At 63.1% G+C, this 26,263-nt stretch carries 24 protein-coding genes; 11 read left to right on the top strand and 13 right to left on the bottom strand.

Annotated elements, in window-relative coordinates; genetic code table 11:
• Positions 1-109: 109 nt before the first annotated feature.
• Together HU749_RS18265 and hppD are read left to right on the top strand one after the other, a co-directional pair.
• Positions 110-1,054 (top strand): DMT family transporter, encoded by a 945-nt coding sequence (locus HU749_RS18265; RefSeq protein WP_046064234.1) that lies wholly within the window; start codon positions 110-112, stop codon positions 1,052-1,054.
• Between the two features lie 250 nt (positions 1,055-1,304).
• Positions 1,305-2,381: a 4-hydroxyphenylpyruvate dioxygenase gene (gene hppD, locus HU749_RS18260; RefSeq protein WP_046064235.1), complete on the top strand. Its 1,077-nt coding sequence runs from the start codon at positions 1,305-1,307 to the stop codon at positions 2,379-2,381.
• Positions 2,382-2,469: 88 nt separating this feature from the next.
• On the opposite strand, the gene rarD is transcribed toward hppD, so the two are convergent.
• Both rarD and HU749_RS18250 read right to left on the bottom strand, forming a co-directional pair.
• Positions 2,470-3,354: an EamA family transporter RarD gene (gene rarD, locus HU749_RS18255; protein WP_186649943.1), complete on the bottom strand. Its 885-nt coding sequence runs from the start codon at positions 3,352-3,354 to the stop codon at positions 2,470-2,472.
• Between the two features lie 160 nt (positions 3,355-3,514).
• Positions 3,515-4,528 carry an aldo/keto reductase gene (locus HU749_RS18250; RefSeq protein WP_095963482.1) on the bottom strand — a complete coding sequence of 338 codons (1,014 nt, stop codon included), beginning with the start codon at positions 4,526-4,528 and terminating at the stop codon, positions 3,515-3,517.
• Between the two features lie 269 nt (positions 4,529-4,797).
• Between HU749_RS18250 and HU749_RS18245 the strand changes: the two genes are divergently transcribed.
• The 4 genes from HU749_RS18245 to HU749_RS18230 all read left to right on the top strand — a co-directional run bounded on the left by HU749_RS18245 (position 4,798) and on the right by HU749_RS18230 (position 9,431).
• Positions 4,798-5,934 (top strand): glycerate kinase, encoded by a 1,137-nt coding sequence (locus HU749_RS18245; protein ID WP_095963481.1) that lies wholly within the window; start codon positions 4,798-4,800, stop codon positions 5,932-5,934.
• An 83-nt stretch (positions 5,935-6,017) separates the two neighbouring features.
• On the top strand, positions 6,018-7,202 hold the full coding sequence (locus HU749_RS18240) for a pyridoxal phosphate-dependent aminotransferase (protein ID WP_095963480.1): 1,185 nt from the start codon (positions 6,018-6,020) through the stop codon (positions 7,200-7,202).
• Between the two features lie 218 nt (positions 7,203-7,420).
• Positions 7,421-8,122 (top strand): response regulator, encoded by a 702-nt coding sequence (locus HU749_RS18235; RefSeq protein ID WP_186649945.1) that lies wholly within the window; start codon positions 7,421-7,423, stop codon positions 8,120-8,122.
• 4 nt (positions 8,123-8,126) lie between these two features.
• Complete coding sequence (locus tag HU749_RS18230; RefSeq protein ID WP_079302362.1) at positions 8,127-9,431, top strand: ATP-binding protein; 1,305 nt, start codon at positions 8,127-8,129, stop codon at positions 9,429-9,431.
• 60 nt (positions 9,432-9,491) lie between these two features.
• Here HU749_RS18230 and HU749_RS18225 read toward each other — a convergent pair whose 3' ends face one another.
• Positions 9,492-10,133 carry a DUF1345 domain-containing protein gene (locus tag HU749_RS18225; protein WP_046064029.1) on the bottom strand — a complete coding sequence of 214 codons (642 nt, stop codon included), beginning with the start codon at positions 10,131-10,133 and terminating at the stop codon, positions 9,492-9,494.
• 42 nt (positions 10,134-10,175) lie between these two features.
• Positions 10,176-10,829, bottom strand: a complete 654-nt coding sequence (gene pncA, locus HU749_RS18220) for a bifunctional nicotinamidase/pyrazinamidase (protein WP_186649947.1) — start codon at positions 10,827-10,829, stop codon at positions 10,176-10,178.
• A gap of 394 nt (positions 10,830-11,223) precedes the next feature.
• Between pncA and HU749_RS18215 the strand changes: the two genes are divergently transcribed.
• Positions 11,224-13,302: a putative bifunctional diguanylate cyclase/phosphodiesterase gene (locus tag HU749_RS18215; RefSeq protein ID WP_095974762.1), complete on the top strand. Its 2,079-nt coding sequence runs from the start codon at positions 11,224-11,226 to the stop codon at positions 13,300-13,302.
• 7 nt (positions 13,303-13,309) lie between these two features.
• Here HU749_RS18215 and HU749_RS18210 read toward each other — a convergent pair whose 3' ends face one another.
• Positions 13,310-14,410, bottom strand: a complete 1,101-nt coding sequence (locus tag HU749_RS18210) for a DNA alkylation repair protein (RefSeq protein ID WP_095974761.1) — start codon at positions 14,408-14,410, stop codon at positions 13,310-13,312.
• A gap of 296 nt (positions 14,411-14,706) precedes the next feature.
• Here HU749_RS18210 and HU749_RS18205 point away from each other — a divergent pair, with 296 nt between their 5' ends.
• The gene (locus HU749_RS18205; RefSeq protein WP_079302359.1) at positions 14,707-15,015 is read left to right on the top strand and encodes an RcnB family protein; all 309 of its coding nucleotides are present in this window, start codon (positions 14,707-14,709) and stop codon (positions 15,013-15,015) included.
• A 1-nt stretch (position 15,016) separates the two neighbouring features.
• Here HU749_RS18205 and HU749_RS18200 read toward each other — a convergent pair whose 3' ends face one another.
• Both HU749_RS18200 and HU749_RS18195 read right to left on the bottom strand, forming a co-directional pair.
• Positions 15,017-15,340 carry a protealysin inhibitor emfourin gene (locus tag HU749_RS18200; protein WP_095963521.1) on the bottom strand — a complete coding sequence of 108 codons (324 nt, stop codon included), beginning with the start codon at positions 15,338-15,340 and terminating at the stop codon, positions 15,017-15,019.
• Positions 15,340-16,401, bottom strand: coding sequence for a M4 family metallopeptidase (locus HU749_RS18195; RefSeq protein WP_079302358.1), 1,062 nt, complete (start codon positions 16,399-16,401; stop codon positions 15,340-15,342). The genes HU749_RS18200 and HU749_RS18195 overlap by 1 nt, the downstream gene beginning before the upstream one ends.
• A 146-nt stretch (positions 16,402-16,547) precedes the next feature.
• Here HU749_RS18195 and HU749_RS18190 point away from each other — a divergent pair, with 146 nt between their 5' ends.
• Entirely contained in the window at positions 16,548-16,889 is a 342-nt protein-coding gene (locus HU749_RS18190) for an FKBP-type peptidyl-prolyl cis-trans isomerase (protein ID WP_003202944.1), read from the top strand.
• Between the two features lie 164 nt (positions 16,890-17,053).
• Complete coding sequence (locus HU749_RS18185; protein ID WP_095974760.1) at positions 17,054-17,809, top strand: ArsR/SmtB family transcription factor; 756 nt, start codon at positions 17,054-17,056, stop codon at positions 17,807-17,809.
• Positions 17,810-18,018: 209 nt separating this feature from the next.
• Here the strand turns inward: HU749_RS18185 and HU749_RS18180 are convergent, their stop codons facing one another.
• Entirely contained in the window at positions 18,019-18,813 is a 795-nt protein-coding gene (locus HU749_RS18180) for an AraC family transcriptional regulator (RefSeq protein WP_018605876.1), read from the bottom strand.
• 109 nt (positions 18,814-18,922) lie between these two features.
• Here HU749_RS18180 and HU749_RS18175 point away from each other — a divergent pair, with 109 nt between their 5' ends.
• Positions 18,923-19,852 (top strand): DMT family transporter, encoded by a 930-nt coding sequence (locus HU749_RS18175; RefSeq protein ID WP_014337839.1) that lies wholly within the window; start codon positions 18,923-18,925, stop codon positions 19,850-19,852.
• Positions 19,853-19,927: 75 nt separating this feature from the next.
• On the opposite strand, the gene HU749_RS18170 is transcribed toward HU749_RS18175, so the two are convergent.
• The 5 genes from HU749_RS18170 to HU749_RS18150 form a co-directional block, all read right to left on the bottom strand.
• On the bottom strand, positions 19,928-20,947 hold the full coding sequence (locus tag HU749_RS18170) for a branched-chain amino acid aminotransferase (protein ID WP_003202935.1): 1,020 nt from the start codon (positions 20,945-20,947) through the stop codon (positions 19,928-19,930).
• A 299-nt stretch (positions 20,948-21,246) separates the two neighbouring features.
• Positions 21,247-22,629 carry a dihydrolipoyl dehydrogenase gene (lpdA, locus tag HU749_RS18165; RefSeq protein WP_046064022.1) on the bottom strand — a complete coding sequence of 461 codons (1,383 nt, stop codon included), beginning with the start codon at positions 22,627-22,629 and terminating at the stop codon, positions 21,247-21,249.
• Between the two features lie 18 nt (positions 22,630-22,647).
• Positions 22,648-23,919 (bottom strand): dihydrolipoamide acetyltransferase family protein, encoded by a 1,272-nt coding sequence (locus tag HU749_RS18160; protein ID WP_095974757.1) that lies wholly within the window; start codon positions 23,917-23,919, stop codon positions 22,648-22,650.
• Complete coding sequence (locus tag HU749_RS18155) at positions 23,920-24,978, bottom strand: alpha-ketoacid dehydrogenase subunit beta (protein ID WP_046064020.1); 1,059 nt, start codon at positions 24,976-24,978, stop codon at positions 23,920-23,922.
• Between the two features lies 1 nt (position 24,979).
• On the bottom strand, positions 24,980-26,215 hold the full coding sequence (locus tag HU749_RS18150; protein ID WP_014337844.1) for a 3-methyl-2-oxobutanoate dehydrogenase (2-methylpropanoyl-transferring) subunit alpha: 1,236 nt from the start codon (positions 26,213-26,215) through the stop codon (positions 24,980-24,982).
• Positions 26,216-26,263 lie beyond the last annotated feature (48 nt).

Here is a 26,263-nt window from a genome sequence, read left to right as displayed (position 1 = left end):
GTTTGCCTGCTGAATCGCGCCGCCTTCATCGCGAGCAAGCTTTGCTCCCACAATTAATCCCCCTCGCCACAGGTTTTGTGTTGTTCTCATTAGCGTGCGGTGGTGAACCATGAAAACCCTCGAACAAACCCTCCCAACCCCTTCAGACCTGCCGGTCTACTTGAAGCTCGCCATGGTCACCATGATCTGGGGCGGGACCTTCGTGGCCGGCCGGATCCTTGCCGATGCCCTGGCGCCGATGTTTGCCGCCAGCCTGCGGTTCCTGCTGGCCAGTATCGCGCTGCTGGCGTTTCTCGCCCTGGCCGGGATCCCGCTGGTCAGGCCCAGTGTGAAGCAGGGTCTGCAATTGGCGGCGCTGGGGTTCTTCGGCATCTTTTTCTACAACCTGTGTTTCTTCTATGGCTTGCAGTACATCAATGCGTCGCGGGCTTCGCTGATCGTGGCCTTGAACCCGGCGGTGATCGGGCTGGCGTCCTGGTGGTTGTTCAAGGAGCGGCTGAGCCGCTTGAAAGTGGCGGGCATCGTGCTGTGCATCGGTGGGGCGGGGCTGGTGATCGTCAGTCGTGATCCGTCCTTGTTGCAAGGCGCAGCGCAGGGCTGGGTCGGCGATCTGCTGATTTTTGGCTGCGTACTGGGCTGGGGCATCTATTCGCTGTTTTCGAAAAAACTCAACGACAGCCTCGGCCCCTTGCAGACTGTGACCTGGTCGATTCTGCTGGGCACGCTGATGTTGTGGCTGGCCTGCGCGGCTGCGGGAGAAGTCCGCGTTGAAGCCCTGCGCGACTTGGAAGTGGAGCAATGGCTGAGCCTGTTGTACCTCGGCGTGCTGGGCTCGGCCCTGGCCTATATCGCCTGGTACGACGGTATTCGTCGGATTGGCGCGACCCGCTCCGGCGTATTCATCGCGCTCAACCCGCTGACGGCGGTACTGCTGGGGGCGCTGCTGCTGGACGAACGGCTCACGGCCTTGATGTGTGTCGGCGGGGGCGTGATCCTGGTGGGCATTTTCCTGTGCAACAAACCCCTTGCGCGGTCGAAGGAAAAGGCGATTTGATACAGAAGGCGGACAAACCAGGTTACGCTGTGTAGAATCGAGTTACGCATATAAGAATAACGTCTTCTGGCAGCAGAAGCCTCGCCCGCAAGAGCCTTGGGTCGACAATGAAGATACTTGGGTTTCAACTGATCTATGGCGATTTTCTCGCCCGCAGCGTTCGTGGCATTTCCTGCGCGCCGCCCCGTGTCCTCAGCATCGCCAGCAACTAACGTTTTTTGTTAATTGACCCGACTGATGAGGCGCCGACATGGCAGATCTATACGAAAACCCCATGGGCCTGATGGGCTTCGAATTCATCGAATTCGCATCCCCGACCCCCAACACCCTGGAGCCGATCTTCGAGATCATGGGCTTCACCAAAGTGGCCACCCACCGCTCCAAAAACGTACACCTGTATCGCCAGGGTGCGATCAATCTGATCCTCAACAACGAACCCCACAGCGTGGCATCGTACTTTGCCGCCGAGCACGGTCCGTCGGTGTGCGGCATGGCGTTCCGGGTCAAGGATTCGCAACAGGCCTACAAGCGTGCCCTGGAACTCGGTGCCCAGCCGATCCACATCGAGACCGGCCCGATGGAGCTGAACCTGCCGGCGATCAAAGGCATCGGCGGTGCGCCGCTGTACCTGATCGACCGTTTTGGCGAAGGCAGCTCGATCTATGACATCGACTTTGTGTTCCTCGAGGGCGTTGACCGCAACCCGGTGGGCGCGGGCCTGAAAATCATCGACCACCTGACCCACAACGTCTATCGCGGGCGCATGGCCTACTGGGCCGGCTTCTACGAGAAACTGTTCAACTTCCGCGAGATCCGTTACTTCGACATCAAGGGCGAATACACCGGCCTGACCTCCAAGGCCATGACCGCCCCGGACGGCATGATCCGTATCCCGTTGAATGAAGAGTCGTCCAAGGGCGCCGGGCAGATCGAAGAGTTCCTGATGCAGTTCAACGGCGAAGGCATCCAGCACGTGGCCTTCCTCACCGATGACCTGATCAAGACCTGGGATCACTTGAAAAGTATCGGCATGCGCTTCATGACCGCGCCGCCGGACACCTACTACGAAATGCTCGAAGGCCGCCTGCCGAACCACGGCGAACCGGTGGATGAACTGCAATCGCGGGGCATTCTGCTGGACGGTGCTTCCGAGCAGGGCGACAAGCGCCTGCTGCTGCAGATCTTCTCGGAAACCCTGATGGGGCCGGTGTTCTTCGAATTCATCCAGCGCAAGGGCGACGATGGTTTCGGCGAAGGCAACTTCAAGGCGCTGTTCGAGTCCATCGAACGCGACCAGGTGCGTCGTGGTGTGCTGGCGACCGAGTAAGGCCTGAGTCATGAAAAAGCCCGCCCGGCAGTGATGCCGGGCGGGCTTTTTATTGCCAATACACAGCCCCTGTGGGAGCGGTGTAGGCTCAAGTCCGGCGCTGCTGCCGCACCAAGTGCTTGAACCCTTCGAACACCAGCACCGCCACCGCCATCCAGATGGGGATGTAGGTCAGCCATTCACCGGCCTTGATGCTTTCGCCCAACAGCAGCGCAACGCCCAGCAGCAACACCGGTTCGACGTAACTCAACAGCCCGAACAGGCTGAACGGCAGCAATCGACTGGCGACGATGTAGGACACCAGCGCGCTGGCGCTGATCACCCCGAGCACCGGGATCAGCAGCGACAGCCACGGGTATTGATCGAAAACGTCGAGGCCCTGTTCGCCGCTTTGCACGAACCACAGTGCAACGGGGAGCATCAGGGTCATGTCCAGCCAGAGGCCGCCAAGGTTGTCGGTCTTGATGCGTTTGCGCAGGATGAAATAGATCGGGTAGCCGATCACCACCAGCAAGGTTGCCCAGGAAAAACCACCCACCTGGTACAACTCGTTGAACACGCCAAGGGTGGCGAAGAACACGGCGACTTTCTGCAGGTAGGAAAGGCGTTCGCCATAGACGATGCGCCCGGTCAGGACCATCGACAGCGGCAACAGGAAGTACCCCAGCGACACATCCAGGCTGTAGCCATTGAGCGGTGCCCACATGAACAGCCACAGTTGCGCGCCCATCAGTGCCGACGAGGCTATCGCCGCGATCAACAGCCGTGGCGTGGCGATCAGGCGTTGGATCAGCGCCGTGACCAGATGCCAGTCCCGCGTCACCAGCAAGAAGGCGGTCATGCACGGCATCGTCAGCAGCATGCGCCAACCGAAGATCTCCACGCCGGTCAGCGGTGAGAGCAACGAGGTGTAGTAGTACATGACGGCGAACAGCGCGGAGGCCGAGACCGATAGAACGATGCCTTTGGACACAGAGGCCTCTTATTGATTGGGACTGCAACACAGGTGCGGGAAAGTTGTACACCTGTGGCGAGGGAGCTTGCTCCCGCTCGGCTGCGCAGCGGCCGCTCTTTCTGGGGGCCGCTGCGCGACCCAGCGGGAGCAAGCTCCCTCGCCACGATGTTTGTGAATGTTAAGACGTACGCGGCACCCGCCCCGACACGAAATGCCCCACATCATTGAACCCCGGCGTCGAAGCATGCCCCGGCGTCACCAGCGAATCGATGAACGCTTCATCTTCCGCACTGATCTTCACCGATTGCGCCTTGGTGTACGAATCCCACTGCTCCTCGGTGCGCGGCCCGACGATGGCCGAGGTCACGGCGCTGTTGTTCAGCACCCAGGCGATGGCGAACTCGACGATGCCCACGCCGCGGCCCTGGGTGTATTGCAGGATCTGCTGGGCAATGCGCAGGGACTCGACCCGCCATTCGGTTTCCAGGATGCGTTTGTCCTGGCGTCCGGCACGGCTGTTGGCATCCGGCGCCACGTCTGGCGCGTACTTGCCGCTGAGCACGCCTCGGGCCAGGGGGCTGAACGGCACCACGCCGAGGCCGTAGTTCTGCGCGGCCGTGATCTGCTCGGTTTCCGCCTGGCGGTTGACGATGTTGTACAGCGGTTGGCTGATCACTGGCCGGTCGATGCCCAGGCTGTCGGCGATGCGAATCACCTCGGCGATGCGCCAGCCACGGTAGTTCGACAGGCCCCAGTAGCGGATCTTGCCCTGGCGAATCAAATCACCGATGGCCGACACAGTAACGTGCAGCGGGGTGTTGTGGTCTTCACGGTGCAGGTAATAGATGTCCAGGTAATCGGTGCCCAGGCGCGTCAGGCTGGCCTCGATACCGTTGAACAGGTGCTTGCGGCTCAGGCCGCTGCGGTTGGGCACGCCGTCCGCAGGGCCGAAGCCGACCTTGGTGGCCAGCACCCATTCCTGGCGACGACTGGCGATCGCCTCGCCGACGATCTCTTCGGAACGGCCGTTGGTGTAGACATCCGCGGTGTCGATGAAATTGATGCCCTGGTCCCAGGCCTTGTCGATGATCCGCAGCGAATCCTCGGTGCTGGTCTGTTCGCCGAACATCATGGTGCCCAGGGTCAGCGTCGAGACTTGCAACCCGGAATGGCCTAGCGTGCGGTAGCTCATGACAAGATCCTTTTATCCATGGGAAAGGCTCAATCAAACCCCAGAACCATCGCACGGATCAAACAGAATTCTCAAACACGCCAAATCAACTGCGGAACTACCTCTGTGTGAGCGAGCTTGCTCGCGATGAGGCGCTCACTGCCGACAACAGTTTCCTAAACCGATATTTGTGAATTTGAACAATAATGCCCAGTGTCTTTTGTGCGGTGGACCGGCGTCACGGCTGTGGTCAACTGGCAGCATGCTGTGCGTCGGAACCGGAGAGTAATATGAAAATAATCATCGCCCCCGACTCGTTCAAGGACAGCCTCAGCGCCCAGGGCGTCGCCGATGCCATCGCCCAGGGGCTGGCCGAGGTCTGGCCGGATGCGCAGTTGATCAAATGTCCGATGGCGGACGGCGGGGAGGGGACGGTGGAGTCGGTGTTGGCGGCCTGTCACGGTGAGTGGCGCCGCACCCGGGTCCGCGGTCCGTTGGGTGTCGCCGTCGAGGCGCGCTGGGGTTGGTTGGCCGAGAGCCGCACCGCGATCATCGAAATGGCCGAGGCCAGTGGCTTGCAACTGGTGCCACCGGGGCAGCGCGATGCCTGTTCCAGCAGTACCTACGGCACTGGCGAGCTGATTCGCGCCGCCCTTGATGAAGGCGCCGGGCGGGTGATCCTGGCGATCGGCGGCAGTGCCACCAACGACGCCGGTGCCGGTGCGATGCAGGCCCTGGGCGTGGTTTTGCTGGATGACCAGGGCCAGCCTCTTCCGCCCGGAGGCCTGGCCTTGGCGAACCTGTCGCGCATCGACCTGCGCGACCTCGACCCGCGCCTGGCCCGGGTCAGCTTCGAGATCGCTGCCGATGTCGATAACCCGCTGTGCGGCCCCCATGGCGCGTCCGTGGTTTTCGGTCCGCAGAAGGGCGCCACTGCCCAGCAAGTGCAGGCGCTGGACCGGGCCCTTGGGCATTTCGCCGAACATTGCGCCCGGGCGTTGACCAAGGATGTGCGCGACGAGCCGGGCAGCGGCGCTGCCGGTGGCCTGGGGTTCGCGGCCAAGGCGTTCCTGGGGGCGCAGTTTCGTACCGGCGTGGACGTCGTCGCCCAGTTGACCGGGCTGGCCGAAGCGGTCAGCGGCGCCGACCTGGTGATTACCGGCGAAGGCCGTTTCGATGCCCAGACCCTGCGCGGCAAAACCCCCTTCGGCGTGGCCCGCATCGCCCGCCAGCATGGCGTACCGGTGGTGGTCATTGCCGGCACGCTGGGGGAGGGCTACCAGGCGTTGTATGAGCACGGCATCGACGCCGCCTTCGCCCTGGCCAACGGACCGATGACCTTGCAGCAAGCCTGCGCCGACGCCCCGCGCCTGCTGAGCGAGCGCGCCCGGGACATTGCACGGCTTTGGCGGGTGGCGGCCCGATAGCACCTGTGGGAGCAAGCTTTGCTCCCACAGGATTGAATTTGAGATAGGGTTGAGGCTGGATATCGCGCAATCAGGAGAGATACATGCGCTTCTCAGCTTTGACCCAACGCATCACCGGCGATGGTGCCGCCGCCTGGCAGATTCACGACCGGGCGCTGGCCATGCGCGAACAGGGCATGGATGTGTTGTTGCTGTCAGTGGGCGATCCGGACTTCGACACCCCGCGCGCCATTGTCGACGCCGCCGTGGGCAGCCTGCGGGCCGGTGAGACCCATTATTCGGACATCCGCGGCTTGCACACCTTGCGCACCAGCATTGCCCTGCGTCATCGCCAGCGTTGCGGCCAGCCTGTGGGGGCCGAACAGGTTGTCGTACTGCCGGGGGCGCAGTGCGCGGTGTATGCGGTCGCGCAATGCCTGCTCAACCCTGGCGACGAAGTCATCGTCGCCGAGCCGATGTATGTCACCTATGAGGCGGTGTTCGGCGCCTGCGGGGCGAAAGTTGTACCGGCGGCGGTCCGCCCGGAGAACGGTTTTCGGGTCGAGCCGGCGGACGTTGCCCGTCTTGTGACCCCGCGTACCCGGGCGATGCTGCTCAACAGCCCGAACAACCCGTCCGGCGCCAGCCTGCCGATGTCCACCTGGCAGGCATTGGCCCGGTTGTGCATCGAACATGACCTGTGGCTGATCAGTGATGAGGTCTACAGCGACTTGCTCTACGACGGCGAACACATCAGCCCGGCCAGCCTGCCGGGCATGGCCGAGCGCACCGCGACGATCAACAGCCTGTCCAAATCCCACGCCATGACCGGCTGGCGCATCGGCTGGGTCATCGGCCCTGAATCCCTGGCCGACCATCTGGCAAACCTGTCCCTGTGCATGTTGTTTGGCCTGCCGGATTTCGTGCAACGGGCCGCCCAGGTTGCGCTGGAGCAGGAGTTGCCGGAAGTGGCGCAGATGCACGAGGAGTATCGCCAGCGCCGGGACCTGGTCTGCGCCATGCTCGACGACTGCCCAGGCCTCAAGCCGGTGCGACCCGATGGCGGCATGTTCGTGATGGTCGACGTGCGCCGGACCGGCCTCGATGCCCAGGCATTTGCCGAGCGACTACTGGACGACTACGGCGTGTCAGTGTTGGCCGGCGAGGCGTTCGGGCCCAGTGCGGCAGGGCATATCCGTCTCGGGCTGGTGGTCGATCAGGTGAAGCTGGCGGATGCGTGCCAACGGATCGCCTCGTTTGCGGCGCAGCTGCTGCGGGCCCAGCGGTAACGTTTTGTAGTGGCTGTGTGAAATTGTGTAAGGGTTTTGCTCGTCGATGAGCGAGGGCGTATATCCTTGGCAGCTTGAGATTTTCTGCGCCTGGCAGGCCCTCATCGCGAGCAGGCTCGCTCCCACATTGAGTCTTTAGTGCGACTCAGGCCCCTGTGGGAGCGAGCCTGCTCGCGATAGCGTCATTTCCGGCGCCACAGCACTTTCTGGAAACACCCATGCCCAACATCCTCCTGGTCGAAGACGACACCGCACTCTCCGAACTGATCGCCAGTTACCTGGAGCGCAACGGCTATCAGGTCAGCGTGCTCAGCCGTGGCGATCATGTGCGTGAACGGGCGCGTGTCGATCCGCCGGACCTGGTGATTCTCGACTTGATGCTGCCGGGGCTGGACGGCTTGCAGGTCTGCCGCTTGCTGCGGGCCGATTCGGCGACCTTGCCGATCCTGATGCTCACCGCCCGGGACGACAGCCACGACCAGGTCCTGGGCCTGGAGATGGGCGCTGATGACTACGTCACCAAACCTTGCGAACCCCGGGTATTGCTGGCACGGGTGCGTACCTTGTTGCGCCGCAGCAGCTTCACCGAGCCGCAGACGGTCAACGACCGCATCCTCATGGGCAACCTGTGCATCGACCTGTCCGAGCGCACCGTAACCTGGCGCGGACAAGCGGTGGAGTTGTCCAGCGGCGAATACAACCTGCTGGTGGTGCTGGCCCGTCATTCCGGCGAAGTGCTGAGCCGCGACCAGATCCTGCAGCGCCTGCGCGGCATCGAGTTCAACGGTACCGACCGTTCGGTGGACGTGGCGATTTCCAAGTTGCGGCGCAAGTTCGACGACAACGCCGACGAAGCCCGCAAGATCAAGACCGTGTGGGGCAAGGGTTATCTGTTCAGTCGTTCCGAGTGGGAATGCTGAGCCGATGTGGAAGCTGCTGATTCGCCTTTACCTGGTCACCATCGTGTCCTACAGCGCGGCGATCTACCTGATGCCGGAACTGGTGATCCGCCTGTTCCAAGACCGTTTCATGACCTACAACCTCGATTATTCCCGTGGCCTGCAAACCTTGATGGTCAAGCAGTTCCGCGCCGTGCCCAGCGAGCAGTGGCCGGCGCTGGCGGCGCAGATGGACAAGGAGTTCGAGCCGCTGCGCATCGAGCTGGCGGCGGTCGATGACGGCGGCTTCAGTGCCGATGAGCAGGCGCGTCTCAAGCGCGGCGAGAACGTGGTGCGTATTGGCGACTGGGCCTGGCGCACCTTGGCGGCGGCGCCGCTGGATGGGCGCACGGCGGTGAAGATGGTCGTGCCGCCGGACCCGGCCGACGTCAGCTGGTTGTACTGGAGCATCAACGTGTTGATCGGCGCGACCATGCTCGCCTGCCTGTTGCTCTGGTTGCGGCCTCACTGGCGCGACCTGGAACGCCTCAGGCGCACCGCCGAACGCTTCGGCAAAGGTCATCTGGGCGAGCGTACGCATATTGCCTCCAGTTCGAACATCGGCAGCCTGGCCCACGTGTTCGACACGATGGCGGGTGACATCGAGAACCTGCTCAACCAACAACGGGACCTGCTCAACGCCGTGTCCCACGAACTGCGCACGCCACTGACGCGGCTCGACTTCGGCCTGGCCCTGGCGCTGTCCGATGACCTGCCGGCGGCCAGTCGCGAACGCCTGCAAGGGTTGGTGGCGCACATTCGCGAGCTGGATGAGTTGGTGCTGGAACTGCTGTCCTACAGCCGTCTGCAGAACCCGCAACACTTGCCCGATCGGGTTGAAGTGGCGTTGGACGAGTTCATCGACAGTATCCTGGGTAGCGTCGACGAAGACCTGGCGGCGCCAGACGTGGTGATCGACGTGCTGTTGCATGGGGCGCTGGAGCGTTTCGTGCTGGACCCACGCCTGACCGCCCGGGCCTTGCAGAACCTGCTGCGCAATGCCATGCGTTATTGCGAAAAGCGCATCCAGGTCGGTGTGCTGGTGGGTGATCAAGGCTGTGAGATCTGGGTCGACGACGACGGCATCGGCATTCCCGACAGTGAGCGCGAGCGCGTGTTCGAGCCGTTCTACCGTCTGGATCGCAGCCGCGACCGCGCCACCGGCGGCTTCGGTCTTGGCCTGGCCATCAGCCGCCGGGCCCTGGAAGCTCAGGGCGGCACGCTGACCGTCGAAGCCTCGCCACTGGGTGGCGCGCGCTTCAGGCTGTGGCTGCCAACACCTGATAGCTAACACCGTCCCTGTGGCGAGGGAGCTTGCTCCCGCTGGGCCGCGAAGCGGCCCCCATACGCCTCACCCAAACAACCCCGCCGCAATATTGATCGAAAACCCCAGGATCGCCGTGTTGAACACAAACCCGATCAACGATTGCGCCAGGACGATCTTGCGCAGTTGCCGCGTGGCGACGCCCACGTCCGAGGTCTGCACCGCCACGCCGATGGTGAAAGAGAAATACAGGAAATCCCAATAGTTGGGCGTGGTCAGCCCTTCGGCAAACCGCAACGCCGGCTCCTTGCCTTCCCAGGTGTAATACAAGCGCGCGTAGTGCACGCTGAAGATCACCCCGATCAGCAACCATGAACCGATCACGGTCATTGCCGTGAAACCGTAATGCAACAGCTTGCTGGCGGCATTCAGGTCGCGGCTGCCGGCCAGTTCGAGGGTGATCGTCGCCAGGCTGGCCAATGCCGCGATGCAGACCACCAGCAGGACCAGCCCGGCATTTTCATCTTCGATTTCGGCGATGCGCCTCACATCGGGCGCCTTGGCCCGCACGGTCAGCCAGGCCATCAGCACCAGGTAGGTCCAGACGCCGGCGTTCCAGCCGATCAGGATTTTGCTGATGATCGAGTCCACGGGAACCAGGATACCCACCGCCAGGCCAAGGACCGTGGCGCTGGACAGACGCGGGTGGGTGCGGGCGAGGAAGGGCATGGAGACTCACTGTCCGGAGGGGGAGGTGGCTAGTATGAGCGATCAAGCGAAGGGGCGACCGTCTATCGCGCTGGACTCGATCAATTGCACGCCCGCTTCCTGCATCCGCCGGATCGCCGCTTCCATCGAACCCTCGCTATCAATACCCCGGCAGGCGTCCAGTACCACAAACGCGTTGAATCCGGCCAACCGGGCATCCAGCGCCGAGAACATCACGCAAAAATCCAGGGCGAGCCCCACCAGGTACACCGTATCGATGCCGCGTTCCTTGAGGTAGCCGGTCAAACCGGTGGGGGTCTGGTGATCCGCTTCCATGAAGGCGGAGTAACTGTCGATGTCCGGGTTGCAGCCCTTGCGAATGATCAGCTTGGCATGCTCAAGCCCAAGTGCCGGGTGCAGCGCGGCGCCGTTGCTGCCCTGTATGCAGTGGTCGGGCCAGAGTTTCTGCTCGCCGTAGGGCAATTGGATGGTGTCGAAAGGTTGCTTGCCCGGGTGGCTGGACGCAAACGAGGCGTGCCCGGCCGGGTGCCAGTCCTGCGCAAGGACGACGTGCCTGAATGAATGGCCGAGCTGGTTGATCAGCGGCACGATCTCATTGCCCCCCGGCACCGCCAGTTGGCCGCCGGGGATGAAGTCGTTCTGTACATCGATTACTACCAGCGCGGTAGTCAAAGCCCGGTTGGCGGGAACGCCCATGAATGAATCCTCCTTGAAGTGGTTCTTCGATAGTAGCTGAATGGCTTGGGCCAGGTGCGTAGACTGACACACCGCCATCGCGAGCAAGCTCGCTCCCACAATGGACTTGCGGTGAACACAAAAGCCATGAACCCTGAGGCCCTCTGTGGGAGCGAGCTTGCTCGCGATGGCTTGGGCACATCCAATGCCCAGGCAAGCTGACACACCGCATCGCGAGCAGGCTCGCTCCCACAAAAAATATTCGCCCTGCGAGGGGTGGTGTCTTTCGTCGAAAATATCCCAGCTTTGATGGCTTTTTGACATTTGGTTCGTGCGTCCCTGTCACGATTAAGTACAATCGCCGGCCTTCAACCGGGCATGGAAGCAGTCCGGTCTCCAGTTACGAGAAAAAACCATGCTCATCGGCAGTTATTCCCCCGCCCTTGTTTCGATTTCCTTGTTTGTTGCTGTGCTTGCTTCCTACACCGCCCTGGACCTGGCCGGGCGGATCGCGACCGCTCAGGGGCGCGCCGCGCATTTGTGGATGACCGGGGGCGCGCTGGCGATGGGGGTGGGCATCTGGTCCATGCACTTCATCGGCATGCTCGCGTTCAGCTTGCCGGTGGAGCTTGGCTACGACATATCGATCACCGCGCTGTCGCTGCTGGTCGCGATTCTATCCAGCGGTTTTGCCCTGTGGCTGGTCAGCCAGCCACGATTGCCGGCGTGGCAACTGGCCTTCGGTGCGCTGATCATGGGTGCCGGGATCAGCACCATGCATTACACCGGCATGGCTGCGCTGCGAATGCAGCCGGGCATCGACTATGATCCGACGCTGTTCGGGGCTTCGCTGGTGATTGCCGTCGGCGCTTCGGCGGCGGCGCTGTGGATTGCCTTTCGCCTGCGCCAGAACACTCCCCATGTGCGTCTGGCTCGCGCAGGGGCCGCGGTGGTCATGGGCATCGCCATCGTCGGTATGCACTACACCGGCATGGCCGGCGCGCGGTTCAGCGACGGCAGCTTTTGTGGCTCCCTGGACGGCTTGAGCGGCAAGGGCCTGGACAATCTGGTGTTGATCACCACCCTGGCGGTGCTGGCCATTGCCTTGCTGACGTCGATTCTCGATGCGCGCCTGGAAGCCCGCACCGCCGAGTTGGCGCAATCGCTGACCCTGGCCAACCGGGAACTGACCCAGTTGGCCCTGCACGACCCCCTCACCGGACTGCCCAACCGGGTATTGCTGGCTGATCGTATCGACCAGGCCATGCACCGTGTGCAAGAGCAGGGTGGCTGCTTCGCCCTGATGTTCATCGACCTGGATGGTTTCAAGCCGGTCAACGACGCCTTCGGTCACCACATGGGCGATTTGTTGCTGCGGGACGTGGCCCTGCGCCTGCGTGAAGACCTGCGCAGCCAGGACACCCTGGCGCGGATCGGCGGTGATGAGTTCGTGCTGTTGGTGCAACTGGCCGAACCCGACGACGCCTTGCGATTGGCGGCACGTCAGGTCGGTTTGATCGGCCGCACGTTCCGGGTGGCAGACCATGACTTGCAGATCTCCGCCAGCGTCGGCATCGCCGTTTACCCTGGCAACGGCCAGAGCGCCGACGAACTATTGATGAACGCCGACGCGGCGATGTACCACGCCAAGGGCGCCGGCAAGAACGGCTACAGCTTTTTCGACGCCTCGATGAACAGCAACGCCCGCAAGCAATTGCAGTTGCTGCAAGACTTGCGCATCGCCGTCGAACAGCGGCAATTCAGCCTGTACTACCAGCCCAAGTTCGACGCGGCCAACGGCCGTCCGGTCGGTGCCGAGGCCTTGTTGCGCTGGACCCACCCGACCCAGGGCCTGTTGATGCCCGACACCTTCATCGACCTGGCGGAAAAGACCGGGTTGATCATTCCCATCGGCGAATGGGTGCTGAACGAGGCCTGTCGGCAGATGCGCGAATGGTACGTGCTCGGTTACACCGATTGGCGCATTGCGGTGAACCTGTCGGCCTTGCAGTTCTGCCATACCGGTTTGGTGCAGAGCGTGGCCAAGGCCTTGGAGACGCATCAGCTGCCGGCCAACAGCCTGACCCTGGAAATCACCGAAACCACCGCCATGAGCGATGCGGACGCGAGCATGACGGTGCTGCAACAGCTCTCGGACATGGGTGTGGACCTGTCCATCGACGACTTTGGCACCGGCTATTCGAGCCTGATGTACCTCAAGCGCCTGCCGGCCAACGAGCTGAAGATCGATCGCGGTTTCGTGCGTGACCTGGAGCACGACAGCGATGATGCGGCGATCGTCTCGGCCATCGTCGCCCTCGGCCAGGCCCTGGGCCTGCGGATCGTCGCCGAAGGCGTGGAGACCGACGTGCAACAAGACTTCCTGACCCAGTTGGGCTGCGATTCGCTGCAGGGCTATCTGCTGGGGCATCCGCTGCCGGCCGAGCGTTTCCTGCAGCAGATTCGCCAGGCCAAACGCCTGGCGGTGGTCTGAGACGCCCTCAGGGAACGATATCGAACGCCGTGCTACCCAGTCGCTCGCCGTTGATCAGCAGGTGCACGGCATGCCGGCCCGCGTAATGTTTGCGGGTGGTCAACTCGCGAATGTGCTGGGAGCGGCTGAGGTTGACGCAACCCTGGGCGGGCAGGTCGAAGGTCTTGAGCTTGAAGACTTTGGCCGAGGTGCCGCCCGAAGCTTTCACGTAGTCGACGGCATAGTCGATCACCAGGCGTTGGCTCTGCTCCAGGGTTGATTGCACCGTGAAAGACAGGGTGACCTGTTCCCCCAGGCGAATCACCGCAGGCGTCACCTGCAAATCCAGCACCTGGACCTGTGCCTTGCCGCCGACCCCGATGACGCCCAGTGCCCTGGGGTTGCCTTGTTTGATCAGGCTACGCAGCGCATGCCGGGCGATCCACGCCGTGTGACGGTCTTGCAGCGGCCAACCTTCGATCTGGTCCAGCACCCAGTCGGGATGCTGCTTGGTGACGTCGTTGAGGTGGTTGGCCACGGATTTGCGCACATACAGGCTATCGTCGGCCTTGAGGGTGTCGAGGATCGCGGCGGCGAGGTCGGGGTTGGCCTGGATCGGCTCCAGGTGAAACGACCACGGCAAGCGCGGCCGGCTGCCTTCGCTGGCCAGGCGGCGTACGTGCTCGTTGGCGTCCAGCGCCCAGTCGTGCATGACCTTGAGGGTGCGTTCCAGGTCATCGCGCAGGAAGTGCCGCACGGCGAACTCCGAGGAGCCGAACCGGGTGAAATACTTGAGCGCGTCCAGCGACACGTCGAAACGATGTCGGCCATACGACGCCACGTAGTGTGGCAGGAACATGCTGACGAACATGCTGTTCAGGCGCGGGGCCAGGGCCCGCAGCACTTCCAGCGACGCTTCGTAATCGAGGGGCAGCACCGCATGCAGGCACTCACTGACCCGGGCCATGCGCTGCATCACCGACAACTCGGCCAGCCCGTCGTTGGCCGTGTGCAAAAACGCTTTGGCGTCGAATGCCGGGTACACCGCGCGCATTTCGCCGGCGATGTGCTCCAGGCGGGCGTTGTTGAAGATTTCCTTGAGGGCAGGGGAAGAGGCGGTGGTGCTCATGATGGGTCCGTCCGGCGGGTGTTGGGCCAAGGCTTGCCACTATGCCATGCCAGGCACAACCCGTGGCGAGGGAGCTTGCTCCCGCTCGGCTGCGCAGCAGTCGTAAACCCGGTGAATGCCGTATCACTGGATTACCGCGTTGCCTGGATTGGGGCTGCTGTGCAGCCCAGCGGGAGCAAGCTCCCTCGCCACAGGGGTATGGGGGGCTCCCAGCTTCCAGTCGCTACAGTAAAGGGAATGATTCACTGCCCGCGAAGTCCCAGATTCAGTCCCTCGAATAACTGGAGTTTTTTTCTATGCGCAAACCCTCCCTGATCGCCAGCCTGGTCCTGATCGCCGGCCTCGCCGCCCTTGGGCCTGTTGCGCAAGCGGTCGAGAAAACCGGAGACGCCTTGGAGCATTCTCCGAGCAATGGCCGCAGGCTGGTGGAGAACGACCGGGTACCGGCGGACTACCAGCGCGCGGACAGGGCCATGAAAGACTGGAAACAGAAGCAGCTCGAGCAACCGACAAACGAGCAGCAATGGGTGCAGATCGACGACAAGTACTTGCTGATCGAAACCGTGTCCGGCGCCATCGTCAAGATCGTGCCGGCCACGCGTTAGGTCAGAGCACTTCGCCTTTGTCCCACAGGTGAACCAGCTCGCCGGGTGCCTTGTCCTCGGGCACCTGCAGCACCATCTCGTCGTCCTGGTCGTTGGCGCGATAGTGCACCTCGATCTGGAAAAACCGCTGGTCGCCGCGCCCGGGCGTGGAGGACGTCAGTGGCAGGCATCCCTCCAGGACCGAACTGATGCGCGTGCGCTGGTCGAGGTCGCACTGGGCGAATTCGATTTCCCGTGGTCGGGTCAGCGCATGGATGGCGGCCACGCCGCCCTGGCGCGACAGCCGTATCACCGCTTTGTCGTCTAGGTCTGGAAGGGTTTTCATCAGCTCTCCTGTGTCAGGTCGACGCCGACCTGGGCCCAGCCGTTCTGCACCGCTTGCACTTCCCGCGTGCCGAAGCGCTGGCGGGCGTGCTCGACGGTCAGGCGGGCGAAGGCGCTGAAGGACGCGTCATTGGCCAATCGTCGGTCGCACAAGGTTTCATACCAGATCCGGCCGGCCTTTTCCCAGGCAAATCCGCCCAGCGTGGTCGCCACCAGATAAAAGGCCCGGTTGGGGATGCCGGAGTTGATGTGCACGCCGCCGTTGTCTTCACGGGTAATGACGAATTCGCGCATGTGCGAAGGTTGCGGGTCCTTGCCCAGTAACGGGTCATCGTAGGCGCTGCCGGGGTTGGACATGCTGCGCAGGCCGTCGCCGTTGATCTTGTCGGTGAGCAGGTCGGCGCCGATCAGCCAGTCGGCCTGGTCGGCGGTCTGTTCGAGCACGAACTGCTTGACCAGTACACCGAACACATCAGAGATGGACTCGTTCAGCGCACCGGATTGATTGGCGTAGATCAACCCAGCCTCGCTTTCGGTGACGCCATGGGCCAGCTCGTGGGCCACCACGTCCAGGGAGCGGGTGAAGCGCTGGAAGATTTCGCCATCGCCGTCGCCGAACACCATCTGCGCGCCGTTCCAGAAGGCGTTTTCATAGCCCTGGCCATAATGCACGCTGCCCACCAGGGCGAAGCCTTTGTTGTCGATGGAGTCGCGCCCCAGGACCTTCCAGAAAAAATCATAGGTGGCGCCGAGGGCGTCGTAGGCTTCGTCCACGGCTGGGTCGCCACTGGCCCGCTGGCCTTCCAGGCGGACCGGCTGGCCGGGCAGTTCCATGGTGTTCTGGGCGTCATGCACGCTGCGTTGCGGCTGTCCGGCCTTGCCGGGCGTGGGCAACTTCGCGGCGGCGGGAAGGTTGCCGGGCGGGCCGGGGTTGTGTCGCAGGCTGCGCACGTGGGTCAAGGTGCCAAGGGCCCTGGAGCGTTGCTGTTCGGAGCCGTGGGCAATGATGCGATTGAGGATGTACGGCGGAATGAAACCGTGGAGCGGACGAGAGTCGAACATCAGAAAATCCTTATCTGAAATGCAGGGTCGATACCCATGTGAACCGAAGAGGTCGTCGCGGTTCCCTGGCGCATGGCATACAACGTTTGCCATACGCCCGGATTTCTGCGAAAACCCCGCGCCTGGATCACACGAGGGATACCGCCATGAATGAAGAGCTGCAAATCATCGACCTGGAACAGGGCGACGGCAAAAGCGTAGTCAAAGGTGCGCTGATCACCACCCAATACCGCGGCACCCTCGAAGACGGCACCGAATTCGATTCGTCCTACAGTCGCGGCAAACCCTTTCAATGCGTGATCGGCACCGGTCGCGTCATCAAGGGCTGGGATCTGGGCTTGATGGGCATGCAAGTCGGTGGCAAGCGCAAGTTGTGGGTGCCGGCCCACCTGGCCTACGGTGAGCGGTCCATGGGTGCCCACATCAAGCCCAACGCCAACCTGATCTTTGAAATCGAGTTGCTGGAAGTCCTGACCCGGGACGATTGATGTGGCTGGAGCGGCTCATGGCGTGCCGGCACATGAGTGTTCGCTGAACAGCGGAATACATCGCGGCGGTGATCGGATCCCTGACGCGCTGCTTTGTTCGTGATGGAGAAAGTGTTGCTACTCTCTCCAGTCGATGCATGGCTTGATTCGTCGGGGAGCGAAATATGAACGCAGAGCACCATGACCTGGGCGTGTCCCAAGTGGCCGCGGCCATTGCCGAACCGGCGCGCACCCGGATGCTGTGCGCGTTGATGGACGGCCATGCCCGCACCAGCACCGAATTGGCGAGCATCGCCGAGGTCAGCGCCTCGACCGCCAGCGCCCATCTGGCGAAACTCAAGCAAATGGCCCTGGTGCGCCTGCATGTCCAGGGCCGTCATCGTTATTACAGCCTGGCCGACCCGCGCGTTGCGCAGGCACTGGAGGCGCTGATGGTGATCGGCCAGAGCGCCGCGCCGACCTTCACCCCGCGCACACCGGATCGCTTGCAATTTGCCCGCACTTGTTACGACCACATGGCCGGCACTCTGGCGGTGCGCCTGCATGACCGCATGATCGAGGCCGGGTGGCTGGTGGAGCGGGAGGGCGATGGCTATCGGCTGAGTGAATCCGGCGCGGCGGTGTTCGAAGGATTGGGCATCGACGTCCAGCAACTCGCCACGCAACGCCGCCGATTCGCCTGTCCGTGCCTGGACTGGAGCATGCGCCGCCCCCACCTGGGCGGTGCCTTGGGCGCGGCGTTGCTGCAAGTGGCGATCAGGCGCAAATGGGTGATCCAGGACCTGGACAGCCGGGCGCTGGGGGTGACGGCCAGTGGCCGCAGGGAGATGGCGGCGCGGTTTGGCGTGAGTGCCGAAATCGATGTCAAACCCGTTGGCGCTATCGCGAGCAAGCTCGCTCCCACAGTGGGCCTGCGCTGAACACAAAACCCAGAACACCCCAGATCACCTGTGGGAGCGGGGTTGCTCGCGAAGGGGCCTTCACATCCAGCATCCATGCAAGCTGACCCACCGCCTTCGCGAGCAAGCCCGCTCCCACAATGGGCCCTGCGTTGAACACGAGATTGATGAATACCACGACCTCCTGTGGGAGCGAGCCTGCTCGCGATGACGATTCCAGCATCGCCTCATCATCCAGCCATGTGCCTGCGCCGATACTCATCCGGCGTGGTGCCCATCATTTTGCGAAACATGCTGATGAATGCCGAGGCGCTGCTGTAGCCCAGGTCCAGGCCGATGGTTTCCACGCTCTGGCCGCGTTCGAGCAGGGCCAGGGCCTCGATGACTTTCAGGCGCTGGCGCCATTCCACCAATGACATGCCCAGGTCCCGCTGGGCCCGGCGCATCAGTGTGCGCTCGGTGGTGTTGGCGGCGCGGGCCAGTTGCGGCAAGGAGCGTGGGTCGCTGGGGTTTGCCTCCAAGGCCCGCAGCACGGGGCCCAGCAGGGGATCATCCGAGGAGGGCAGGTAGCTGCCGACATGGGGTGCCTGCGCCAGCTTGTCCACCAACACCTGCAGCAAGCGCTGCTGCTCGGGCGTCTGCGGTTGGCTCGGCGGGTCGCTGCGCAGCTCTTCCAGCAGGGCGCGGATCAGCGGGCTCAAGGTCAGCGCACAGGGTACGGCTGGCAGCGCACTACACAGTTCGGCGGCCAGGTACAACGAACAATGGCAGGCCTCATGGCGATTGAAGCCAACGTGTTCCATGTCTGGTGGCAGCCAGATGCCGTACTGCGGTGGCGCCAGGTAATGGTGCTGGGCGATCTCGATTTCCATCACGCCACTGTAGGAGTAGACGAACTCACCCCAGGCATGCCGGTGCCGGGGGTAAGTGGCATGGGCCGGCATGCAGGCGCTGCGAAAGAAAATCGGCGAGGGCAGGGCCGCTTCGAACGGAGGAATCTTCAGATGTTGGGCTGGAGGCTGCATATCGACCGCAATGGCGGATTACCGGGATGGCTTGTCGGGTAATCACTATATCCAGCAAAGGTGTCAGGCAGACAATCCTTTCATCTCTTTCTGCCCAAGGACCGTTCCCATGACCACCCGCCGCGCCCTGGATGGCCAGGTCTGCGCCCTGATGACCGGCCTCTGTGCCATTTGGGGTTTCCAGCAAGTCGCGATCAAGGCCGGCGCCGCCGACATGGCGCCGATGCTGCAACTGGGCGTGCGCTCGGCCATCGCTGCGGTACTGGTCTGGTTGTTGGTGCTGGTGCGCGGTGAACGCCTGTCCCTGGCCGATGGCAGTTGGCGCCCGGGCCTGCTGGTGGGGTTGTTGTTTGCCTTGGAGTTCGTGATGGTGGGCGAAGGCCTGCGGCATACGACGGCTTCGCACATGGTGATTTTCCTCTACACCGCGCCGATGTTCGCCGCCCTTGGCTTGCACTGGAAACTGCCGAGCGAACGCCTCAAGCCGGCGCAATGGCTGGGCATCGCCGTTGCATTCGGCGGGATCGTGGTGGCTTTCAGCGGGGGCTCGGGCGCGGCGAACGGCAGTTCGTTGCTCGGTGACGGCATGGGCTTGCTGGCCGGTGCGCTGTGGGGCGCAACCACGGTGACGGTACGCTGTTCGCGGTTGACGAATCTGCCGGCCAGCCAGACGCTGCTTTATCAACTGGTTGGCGCCGGGGTGCTGCTGATCGGAATGTCGATAGCGCTGGGGCAAACGACGATCAACCCCACGCCACAACTCATTGCCAGCATGGCGTTCCAGGTGTTGCTGGTGTCTTTTGCCAGCTTCCTGATCTGGTTCTCCCTGCTGCGCCACTACCTCGCTTCGCAACTGGGGGTGCTGTCGTTCATGACGCCGCTGTTTGGCATCGGTTTTGGCGTCTGGTTGCTGGATGAGCCGCTGGAGCCGAACTTCATCGTTGGCGCGGTTCTGGTGCTGGGCGGGATCCTGCTGGTCAGCGGTTACGGATGGTTTCGCCAGCGTTGGGGGCGGTGGCCGGTTTTGCGTCGAGAGTAGTGGGGGCAGATCCATGTGGCGAGGGAGCTTGCTCCCTCGCCACAAAAGACCCTTAGTGCTACCGGTGGGCTTGGATCAAACCTTGACGATCCAACCCGCTGGCGCTTCCACGTCGCCGGTCTGCACGCCGGTCAGCTCTTTGTAGAGCTTCTGGGTGATCGGGCCGACTTCGGTTTCGCTGTGGAACACGTGCAGCTTGTCCTTGTAGCTGATGCCGCCAATCGGGGTGATCACCGCCGCAGTACCGCAGGCGCCGGCTTCCTTGAAGTCCGATAGCTTGTCGATGAACACGTCGCCTTCGATCACTTCCAGGCCCAGGCGCGATTTGGCCAGTTCGATCAGCGACAGGCGAGTGATGCCCGGCAGGACCGAAGGGGATTTCGGGGTGACGAATTTGTTGTCGTGGGTGATGCCGAAGAAGTTGGCCGAGCCGACTTCCTCGATTTTCGAGTGGGTCATCGGGTCCAGGTAGATGCAGTCGGCGAAACTGGCCTTCTTGGCCTGGGAACCGGGCATCAGGCTGGCGGCGTAGTTGCCACCGACCTTTGCCGCGCCGGTGCCTTGTGGGGCGGCGCGGTCGAAGCTGGAGATCAGGAAGTTGTGCGGGGTCAGGCCGCCCTTGAAGTAGGCGCCGACCGGGATGCAGAAAATCGAGAAGATGAACTCGGGTGCGGTGCGCACACCGATGTTGTCACCCACGCCGATCACGAACGGGCGCAGGTACAGCGCGCCGCCGGTGCCGTAAGGCGGGATGAAGCGCTCGTTGGCGCGGACCACTTGCTTGCAGGCTTCGACGAACTGCTCGGTCTCGACGTGCGGCATCAGCAGGCGGGCGCAACTGCGCTGCATGCGGGCGGCGTTCTGGTCCGGGCGGAACAGGTTGATGGAGCCGTCCTTGCAGCGATAGGCCTTCAGGCCTTCGAAGCACTGCTGACCGTAGTGCAGGGCGGTGGAGCCCTCGCTGATGTGCAGCACATTGTCTTCGGTCAGGGTGCCCGCGTCCCAGGCGCCATCGCGCCAGTGCGACAGGTAGCGCTTGTCGGTCTTGATGTAGTCAAAGCCCAGTTTGTCCCAATTGATGCTCTCGTTACCCATGACACCCTCTATTTCTTAACAACCGTCGAAACGGTTCAAGGCTTCTGACGTTTTTTGGATGGGGACAACAATACTTCATTCCGGGGCTGTTTCGCAGCCTGCTCGATAGGCGACTGGCAGATTTTCTGCCGTCCCCGTGGCGAGGGAGCTTGCTCCCGCTCGGCTGCGAAGCAGTCGTAACCCGGTCAACGCGGTGTGACTGAATGAGCCTGGTGCCTGAATTGGGGCCGCTTCGCAGCCCAGCGGGAGCAAGCTCCCTCGCCACAGGTGAAACTCATGCCTACAGAGGCGCTACACGTTTACAGATGCAACGCATGCCCCAACGCCCGCAACGCCGCTTCCTGCACGGCCTCGCCCAGCGTCGGGTGAGCGTGGATGGTGCCGGCGATGTCCTCCAGGCGCGCGCCCATTTCCAGGGATTGGCCGAACGCGGTGGACAGCTCCGACACGCCCACGCCAACCGCTTGCCAACCGACGATCAGGTGATTGTCCCGTCGCGCCACGACCCGGACGAAACCGCTTTTCGATTCCAGGGTCATGGCCCGGCCGTTGGCGGCGAACGGGAAGCTCGACACCATGCAATCGAGCCCGGCCGCCTTGGCCTCGTCCGGCGTCTTGCCGACCACCACCAGTTCCGGGTCGGTGAAGCACACCGCGGCGATGGCGGTTGGGTTGAACTCGCGATGCTGGCCGGCGATCAGCTCGGCGACCATTTCACCCTGGGCCATGGCCCGGTGCGCGAGCATCGGTTCACCGCTCAGGTCGCCGATGGCCCAGACGTTGCGCATGCTGGTCTGGCAACGGCTGTCGATTTTCAGCGCCGAACCGTTCATCGCCAAGTCCAGCGCTTCGAGGTTCCAGCCCTGGGTGTTGGGTTTGCGCCCAACGGCCACCAGCACCCGGTCGGTGTCCAGGTTCAGCGTCTCGCCATTGGGATCACGCACTTGCAAGGTGCTGGCCTGGGCATCGAAACCTTCGACGCTGTGCTTGAGGTACAGCTTCACGCCCAACTGCTTGAGCGCCTCGTGCACTGGTTGGGTCAGCTCGCCGTCGTAGGCTGGCAGGATCCGTTCCTGGGCCTCGACCACGCTGACCTCGGCGCCGAGCTTGCGGTAGGCAATGCCCAGCTCCAGGCCGATGTAGCCACCGCCGACCACCACCAGGTGCTTGGGCACCGAGGTGGGGGCGAGGGCTTCGGTGGAGGAAATGATCGGCCCGCCAATCGGCAGCATAGGCAGGTCGACGCTTTTCGAGCCGGTGGCCAGCAGCAGGTGTTCGCACTGGATGCGCGTGTCACCGACCTCGACCGTCTTGCCATCGATCACCTTGGCCCAGCCGTGAATGACCTGGACCTTGTGCTTTTTCAGCAATGCCGCGACGCCGGTGGTCAGGCGATCGACGATGCCGTCCTTCCATTCCACGCTCTTGCCGATGTCCAGCGTTGGCGCCGCTACCGTGATGCCCAAGGCCGAACCCTGGCTGTGATGCCGGGTCTGGTGGAACTGCTCGGCCACATGGATCAACGCCTTGGACGGGATACAACCGATGTTCAGGCAGGTACCGCCCAGCGCCTGGCCTTCCACCAGGATCGTTTCAATGCCCAGTTGGCCGGCGCGAATCGCTGCCACGTAGCCGCCAGGGCCGCCGCCAATGATCAGCAGCTTGGTATTCAGAGTTTGCATTGCCTGCTCCACTGATGATTAGTCCACAAACAAGGTGGCGGGTTGTTCGAGCAAGCCACGCAGTGCCTGGATGAATTGCGCCGCGTCCATGCCGTCGACCACCCGGTGATCGAAGGAGCTGGAGAGGTTCATCATCTTGCGGATCACGATCTGGCCCTTGATCACCACCGGCCGCTCGACGATTTTGTTCACGCCGACAATCGCCACTTCCGGCAGGTTCAGCACTGGCGTGCTGACGATGCCGCCAAGGGCACCGAGGCTGGTCAGGGTGATAGTCGAACCGGACAGCTCATCGCGACTGGCCTTGCCCGTGCGGGCTGCCGTGGCCAAGCGGGAGATTTCCGTCGCGCTGTCCCACAGGCTACGGGCTTCGGCGTGACGCACCACCGGCACCGTCAGGCCAACATCGCTCTGGGTGGCGACGCCCACATGCACCGCACCTGAGCGGTGAATGACCTGGGCTTCGTCGTCGTAGCGCGCGTTCATCTGCGGGAAATCGCGCAGGGCCACGACCAACGCGCGGACCAGGAACGGCAGCAAAGTCAGCTTGCCGCGGCTGGCGCCGTGTTTTTCATTCAAGTGAACCCGCAGCTCCTCCAGGGCGGTGACGTCGATTTCCTCGACGTAGCTGAAGTGGGCGGCGCGTTGGGTCGCTTCCTGCATGCGCTGGGCGATCTTGCGACGCATGCCGATCACCGGGATCTGTTGCTCGTCGTGGCGTTCGGCATAACCCGAACCGCCCTTGGCCTGGGTCGACGGACCTTGGGCCAGATAAGCCTCAAGGTCTTCGTGCAGGACCCGTCCGGCGGGGCCGCTGCCCTGGACCAGGCGCAATTGAATGCCCAGGTCCAGTGCGTGTTTGCGCACGGCCGGCGACGCCAGTGGACGCTCGTCGGGGTCGCGGGCCACAGGCGCTTGCGGGGCGCAGCGTGGCGCGGCGGTTTTTTCCGGCATCGGCTCAGGTGTTGCCACGGGTGCCGGCTTCGGCGCTTGCGCAGCCGGCGCTGGCGTTGGCGCCTGTTGGGCCGATTCTTTCAGGTTACCCGCACCTTCGACTTCAATGCGGATCAGTTCGCTGCCTACTGCCATGACTTCACCGGGCTCGCCACCCAGGGCGATGACCCGGCCATGCACTGGCGAGGGGATGTCGACCATGGCCTTGTCGGTCATGACATCGGCCAGCACCTGGTCTTCGACCACCATGTCGCCGACCTTGACGTGCCACACCGACAGTTCAACTTCCGCGATGCCTTCGCCGATGTCCGGCATCTTGATAACGTGCGTGCCCATTCAGACCTCCATGACCCGTTTCAACGCCGCGCCCACACGGGACGGCCCTGGGAAATACGCCCACTCCTGCGCGTGCGGGTAGGGGGTGTCCCAACCGGTGACACGCTCGATGGGCGCTTCCAGGTGGTGGAAGCAGTGTTCTTGCACCAACGCCACCAGCTCGGCGCCGAAACCGCAGGTGCGGGTGGCTTCGTGGACGACCACACAGCGGCCGGTCTTCTTCACGGATTTGACGATGGTCTCAAGGTCCAGCGGCCAGAGGCTGCGCAGGTCGATGACTTCGGCGTCGACACCGGTCTCTTCGGCAGCCACTTGGGAGACATAGACCGTGGTGCCGTAGGTGAGAACGGTCACGTCCTTGCCCGGACGGGTAATGGCGGCGACGTCCAGCGGCACGGTGTAGTAACCGTCCGGCACCTGCGCCGAGGGGTGTTTCGACCACGGCGTTACCGGGCGGTCGTGGTGGCCGTCGAACGGGCCGTTATACAGGCGCTTGGGTTCGAGGAAGATCACCGGGTCATCGTTTTCGATGGAGGCGATCAGCAAGCCCTTGGCGTCGTAGGGGTTGGATGGCATGACGGTGCGCAGGCCGCAGACCTGGGTGAACATCGCTTCGATGCTCTGGCTGTGGGTCTGGCCGCCATAGATACCACCGCCGCAGGGCATGCGCAGGGTCATCGGTGCGGTGAACTCGCCGGCCGAGCGATAGCGCAGGCGCGCGGCTTCGGAAATGATCTGGTCCGACGCCGGGTAGACGTAGTCGGCGAACTGGATCTCGGCCACCGGCCGCAGGCCGTAGGCGCCCATGCCCACTGCCACGCCAACGATGCCGCTTTCGGAAATCGGTGCGTCGAACACTCGCGAGGTGCCGTACTTGTTCTGCAGGCCTTCGGTGCAGCGGAACACGCCGCCGAAGTAACCCACGTCCTGGCCGAACACCACGACGTTGTCGTCGCGCTCGAGCATCACGTCCATGGCCGAGCGCAGGGCCTGGATCATGGTCATGGTGGTAGTGGTCATGGCGGTGTCCAACGCAATATTGTTGTTGTGATCGTTCATGTCAGATCCCCAACTGCTGACGCTGGCGCTTCAAGTGCTCCGGCATCTCTTTGTAGACGTCTTCGAACATTGTCGCGGCGCTCGGAATCTGCCCGCCGGCGAGGGTGCCGTACTGCTCGGCTTCCTTCTGCGCGGCGATCACCTCGGCTTCGAGTTCGGCGGTAACTGCCGCATGTTCCTCTTCGGACCACTGGCCGATCTTCACCATGTGCTGCTTGAGGCGCGCAATCGGATCGCCCAGCGGGAAGTGGCTCCAGTCGTCGGCGGGACGGTATTTCGAAGGGTCGTCGGAAGTGGAGTGCGGGCCGGCGCGGTAGGTGACCCATTCGATCAGCGCCGGGCCGAGGTTGCGGCGGGCACGTTCGGCGGCCCAGCGCGAGGCGGCGTAGACCGCCATGAAATCGTTGCCATCCACGCGCAGGGAGGCGATGCCGCAACCGACGCCGCGTCCGGCGAAGGTCGTGGCCTCACCGCCGGCAATGGCCTGGAAGGTGGAGATTGCCCACTGGTTGTTGACCACGTTGAGGATCACCGGCGCCCGGTAGACGTGGGCAAAGGTGAGGGCAGTGTGGAAGTCCGATTCGGCGGTGGCGCCGTCACCGATCCAGGCCGAGGCGATCTTGGTATCGCCCTTGATCGCCGAGGCCATGCCCCAGCCCACGCCCTGGACGAACTGCGTGGCGAGGTTGCCGGAAATGGTGAAGAAACCAGCGTCCTTGACCGAGTACATGATCGGCAACTGGCGGCCTTTGAGCGGATCGCGCTCGTTGGACAGCAATTGGCAGATCATGCCCACCAACGGCACGTCGCGGGCCATCAGGATGCTTTGCTGGCGATAGGTGGGGAAGCACATGTCGTCGATGTTCAACGCCAGGGCCTGGCCGCTGCCGATGGCTTCTTCGCCGAGGCTTTGCATGTAGAACGACATTTTTTTCTGCCGCTGGGCGACGACCATGCGGTTGTCGTAGATGCGCGTCTTGAGCATGGCGCGCATGCCTTTGCGCAGGATCTCGAGCGGAACGTCTTCGGCCCATGGACCGTGGGCATTGCCCTGGTCATCAAGCACGCGGATCAGGCTCCGAGCCAGGTCGGCGGTGTCGGACGGTTCGACGTCGATGGAAGGTTTGCGCACCGTGCCGGCATCGGACAGATGCAGGTAGGAGAAGTCGGTCTTGCAGCCGGGACGGCCCGAGGGTTCGGGAACGTGCAGGCGCAGTGGTTCATACGCTGGGTTCATGGCTTTCTACGCTCGATCTTGTGAATTTCTTGTAGTGGGCGCGCTAGC

The organism is Pseudomonas ogarae (assembly GCF_014268695.2).
GTDB classification, from domain to species: Bacteria; Pseudomonadota; Gammaproteobacteria; order Pseudomonadales; family Pseudomonadaceae; genus Aquipseudomonas; species Aquipseudomonas kilonensis.
The sequence above is the reverse complement of the archived record's forward strand: the minus strand, read 5'-3'. Positions and strand labels throughout refer to the sequence as shown.

Bases quoted from the DNA above. Each gene is read 5' to 3' on its own strand.
- HU749_RS18190 (WP_003202944.1), top strand. From the start codon at position 16,548: ATGAATGAAGAGCTGCAAATCATCGACCTGGAACAGGGCGACGGCAAA.
- HU749_RS18230 (WP_079302362.1), top strand. From the start codon at position 8,127: ATGTGGAAGCTGCTGATTCGCCTTTACCTGGTCACCATCGTGTCCTAC.
- pncA (WP_186649947.1), bottom strand. From the start codon at position 10,829: ATGGGCGTTCCCGCCAACCGGGCTTTGACTACCGCGCTGGTAGTAATC.
- HU749_RS18175 (WP_014337839.1), top strand. From the start codon at position 18,923: ATGACCACCCGCCGCGCCCTGGATGGCCAGGTCTGCGCCCTGATGACC.
- HU749_RS18160 (WP_095974757.1), bottom strand. From the start codon at position 23,919: ATGGGCACGCACGTTATCAAGATGCCGGACATCGGCGAAGGCATCGCG.
- HU749_RS18205 (WP_079302359.1), top strand. From the start codon at position 14,707: ATGCGCAAACCCTCCCTGATCGCCAGCCTGGTCCTGATCGCCGGCCTC.
- HU749_RS18250 (WP_095963482.1), bottom strand. From the start codon at position 4,528: ATGAGCTACCGCACGCTAGGCCATTCCGGGTTGCAAGTCTCGACGCTG.
- HU749_RS18185 (WP_095974760.1), top strand. From the start codon at position 17,054: ATGAACGCAGAGCACCATGACCTGGGCGTGTCCCAAGTGGCCGCGGCC.
- HU749_RS18150 (WP_014337844.1), bottom strand. From the start codon at position 26,215: ATGAACCCAGCGTATGAACCACTGCGCCTGCACGTTCCCGAACCCTCG.
- HU749_RS18200 (WP_095963521.1), bottom strand. From the start codon at position 15,340: ATGAAAACCCTTCCAGACCTAGACGACAAAGCGGTGATACGGCTGTCG.
- HU749_RS18245 (WP_095963481.1), top strand. From the start codon at position 4,798: ATGAAAATAATCATCGCCCCCGACTCGTTCAAGGACAGCCTCAGCGCC.
- HU749_RS18195 (WP_079302358.1), bottom strand. From the start codon at position 16,401: ATGTTCGACTCTCGTCCGCTCCACGGTTTCATTCCGCCGTACATCCTC.
- HU749_RS18180 (WP_018605876.1), bottom strand. From the start codon at position 18,813: ATGCAGCCTCCAGCCCAACATCTGAAGATTCCTCCGTTCGAAGCGGCC.
- HU749_RS18235 (WP_186649945.1), top strand. From the start codon at position 7,421: ATGCCCAACATCCTCCTGGTCGAAGACGACACCGCACTCTCCGAACTG.
- hppD (WP_046064235.1), top strand. From the start codon at position 1,305: ATGGCAGATCTATACGAAAACCCCATGGGCCTGATGGGCTTCGAATTC.
- HU749_RS18225 (WP_046064029.1), bottom strand. From the start codon at position 10,133: ATGCCCTTCCTCGCCCGCACCCACCCGCGTCTGTCCAGCGCCACGGTC.
- lpdA (WP_046064022.1), bottom strand. From the start codon at position 22,629: ATGCAAACTCTGAATACCAAGCTGCTGATCATTGGCGGCGGCCCTGGC.
- HU749_RS18170 (WP_003202935.1), bottom strand. From the start codon at position 20,947: ATGGGTAACGAGAGCATCAATTGGGACAAACTGGGCTTTGACTACATC.
- HU749_RS18215 (WP_095974762.1), top strand. From the start codon at position 11,224: ATGCTCATCGGCAGTTATTCCCCCGCCCTTGTTTCGATTTCCTTGTTT.
- HU749_RS18155 (WP_046064020.1), bottom strand. From the start codon at position 24,978: ATGAACGATCACAACAACAATATTGCGTTGGACACCGCCATGACCACT.
- HU749_RS18240 (WP_095963480.1), top strand. From the start codon at position 6,018: ATGCGCTTCTCAGCTTTGACCCAACGCATCACCGGCGATGGTGCCGCC.
- HU749_RS18210 (WP_095974761.1), bottom strand. From the start codon at position 14,410: ATGAGCACCACCGCCTCTTCCCCTGCCCTCAAGGAAATCTTCAACAAC.
- HU749_RS18265 (WP_046064234.1), top strand. From the start codon at position 110: ATGAAAACCCTCGAACAAACCCTCCCAACCCCTTCAGACCTGCCGGTC.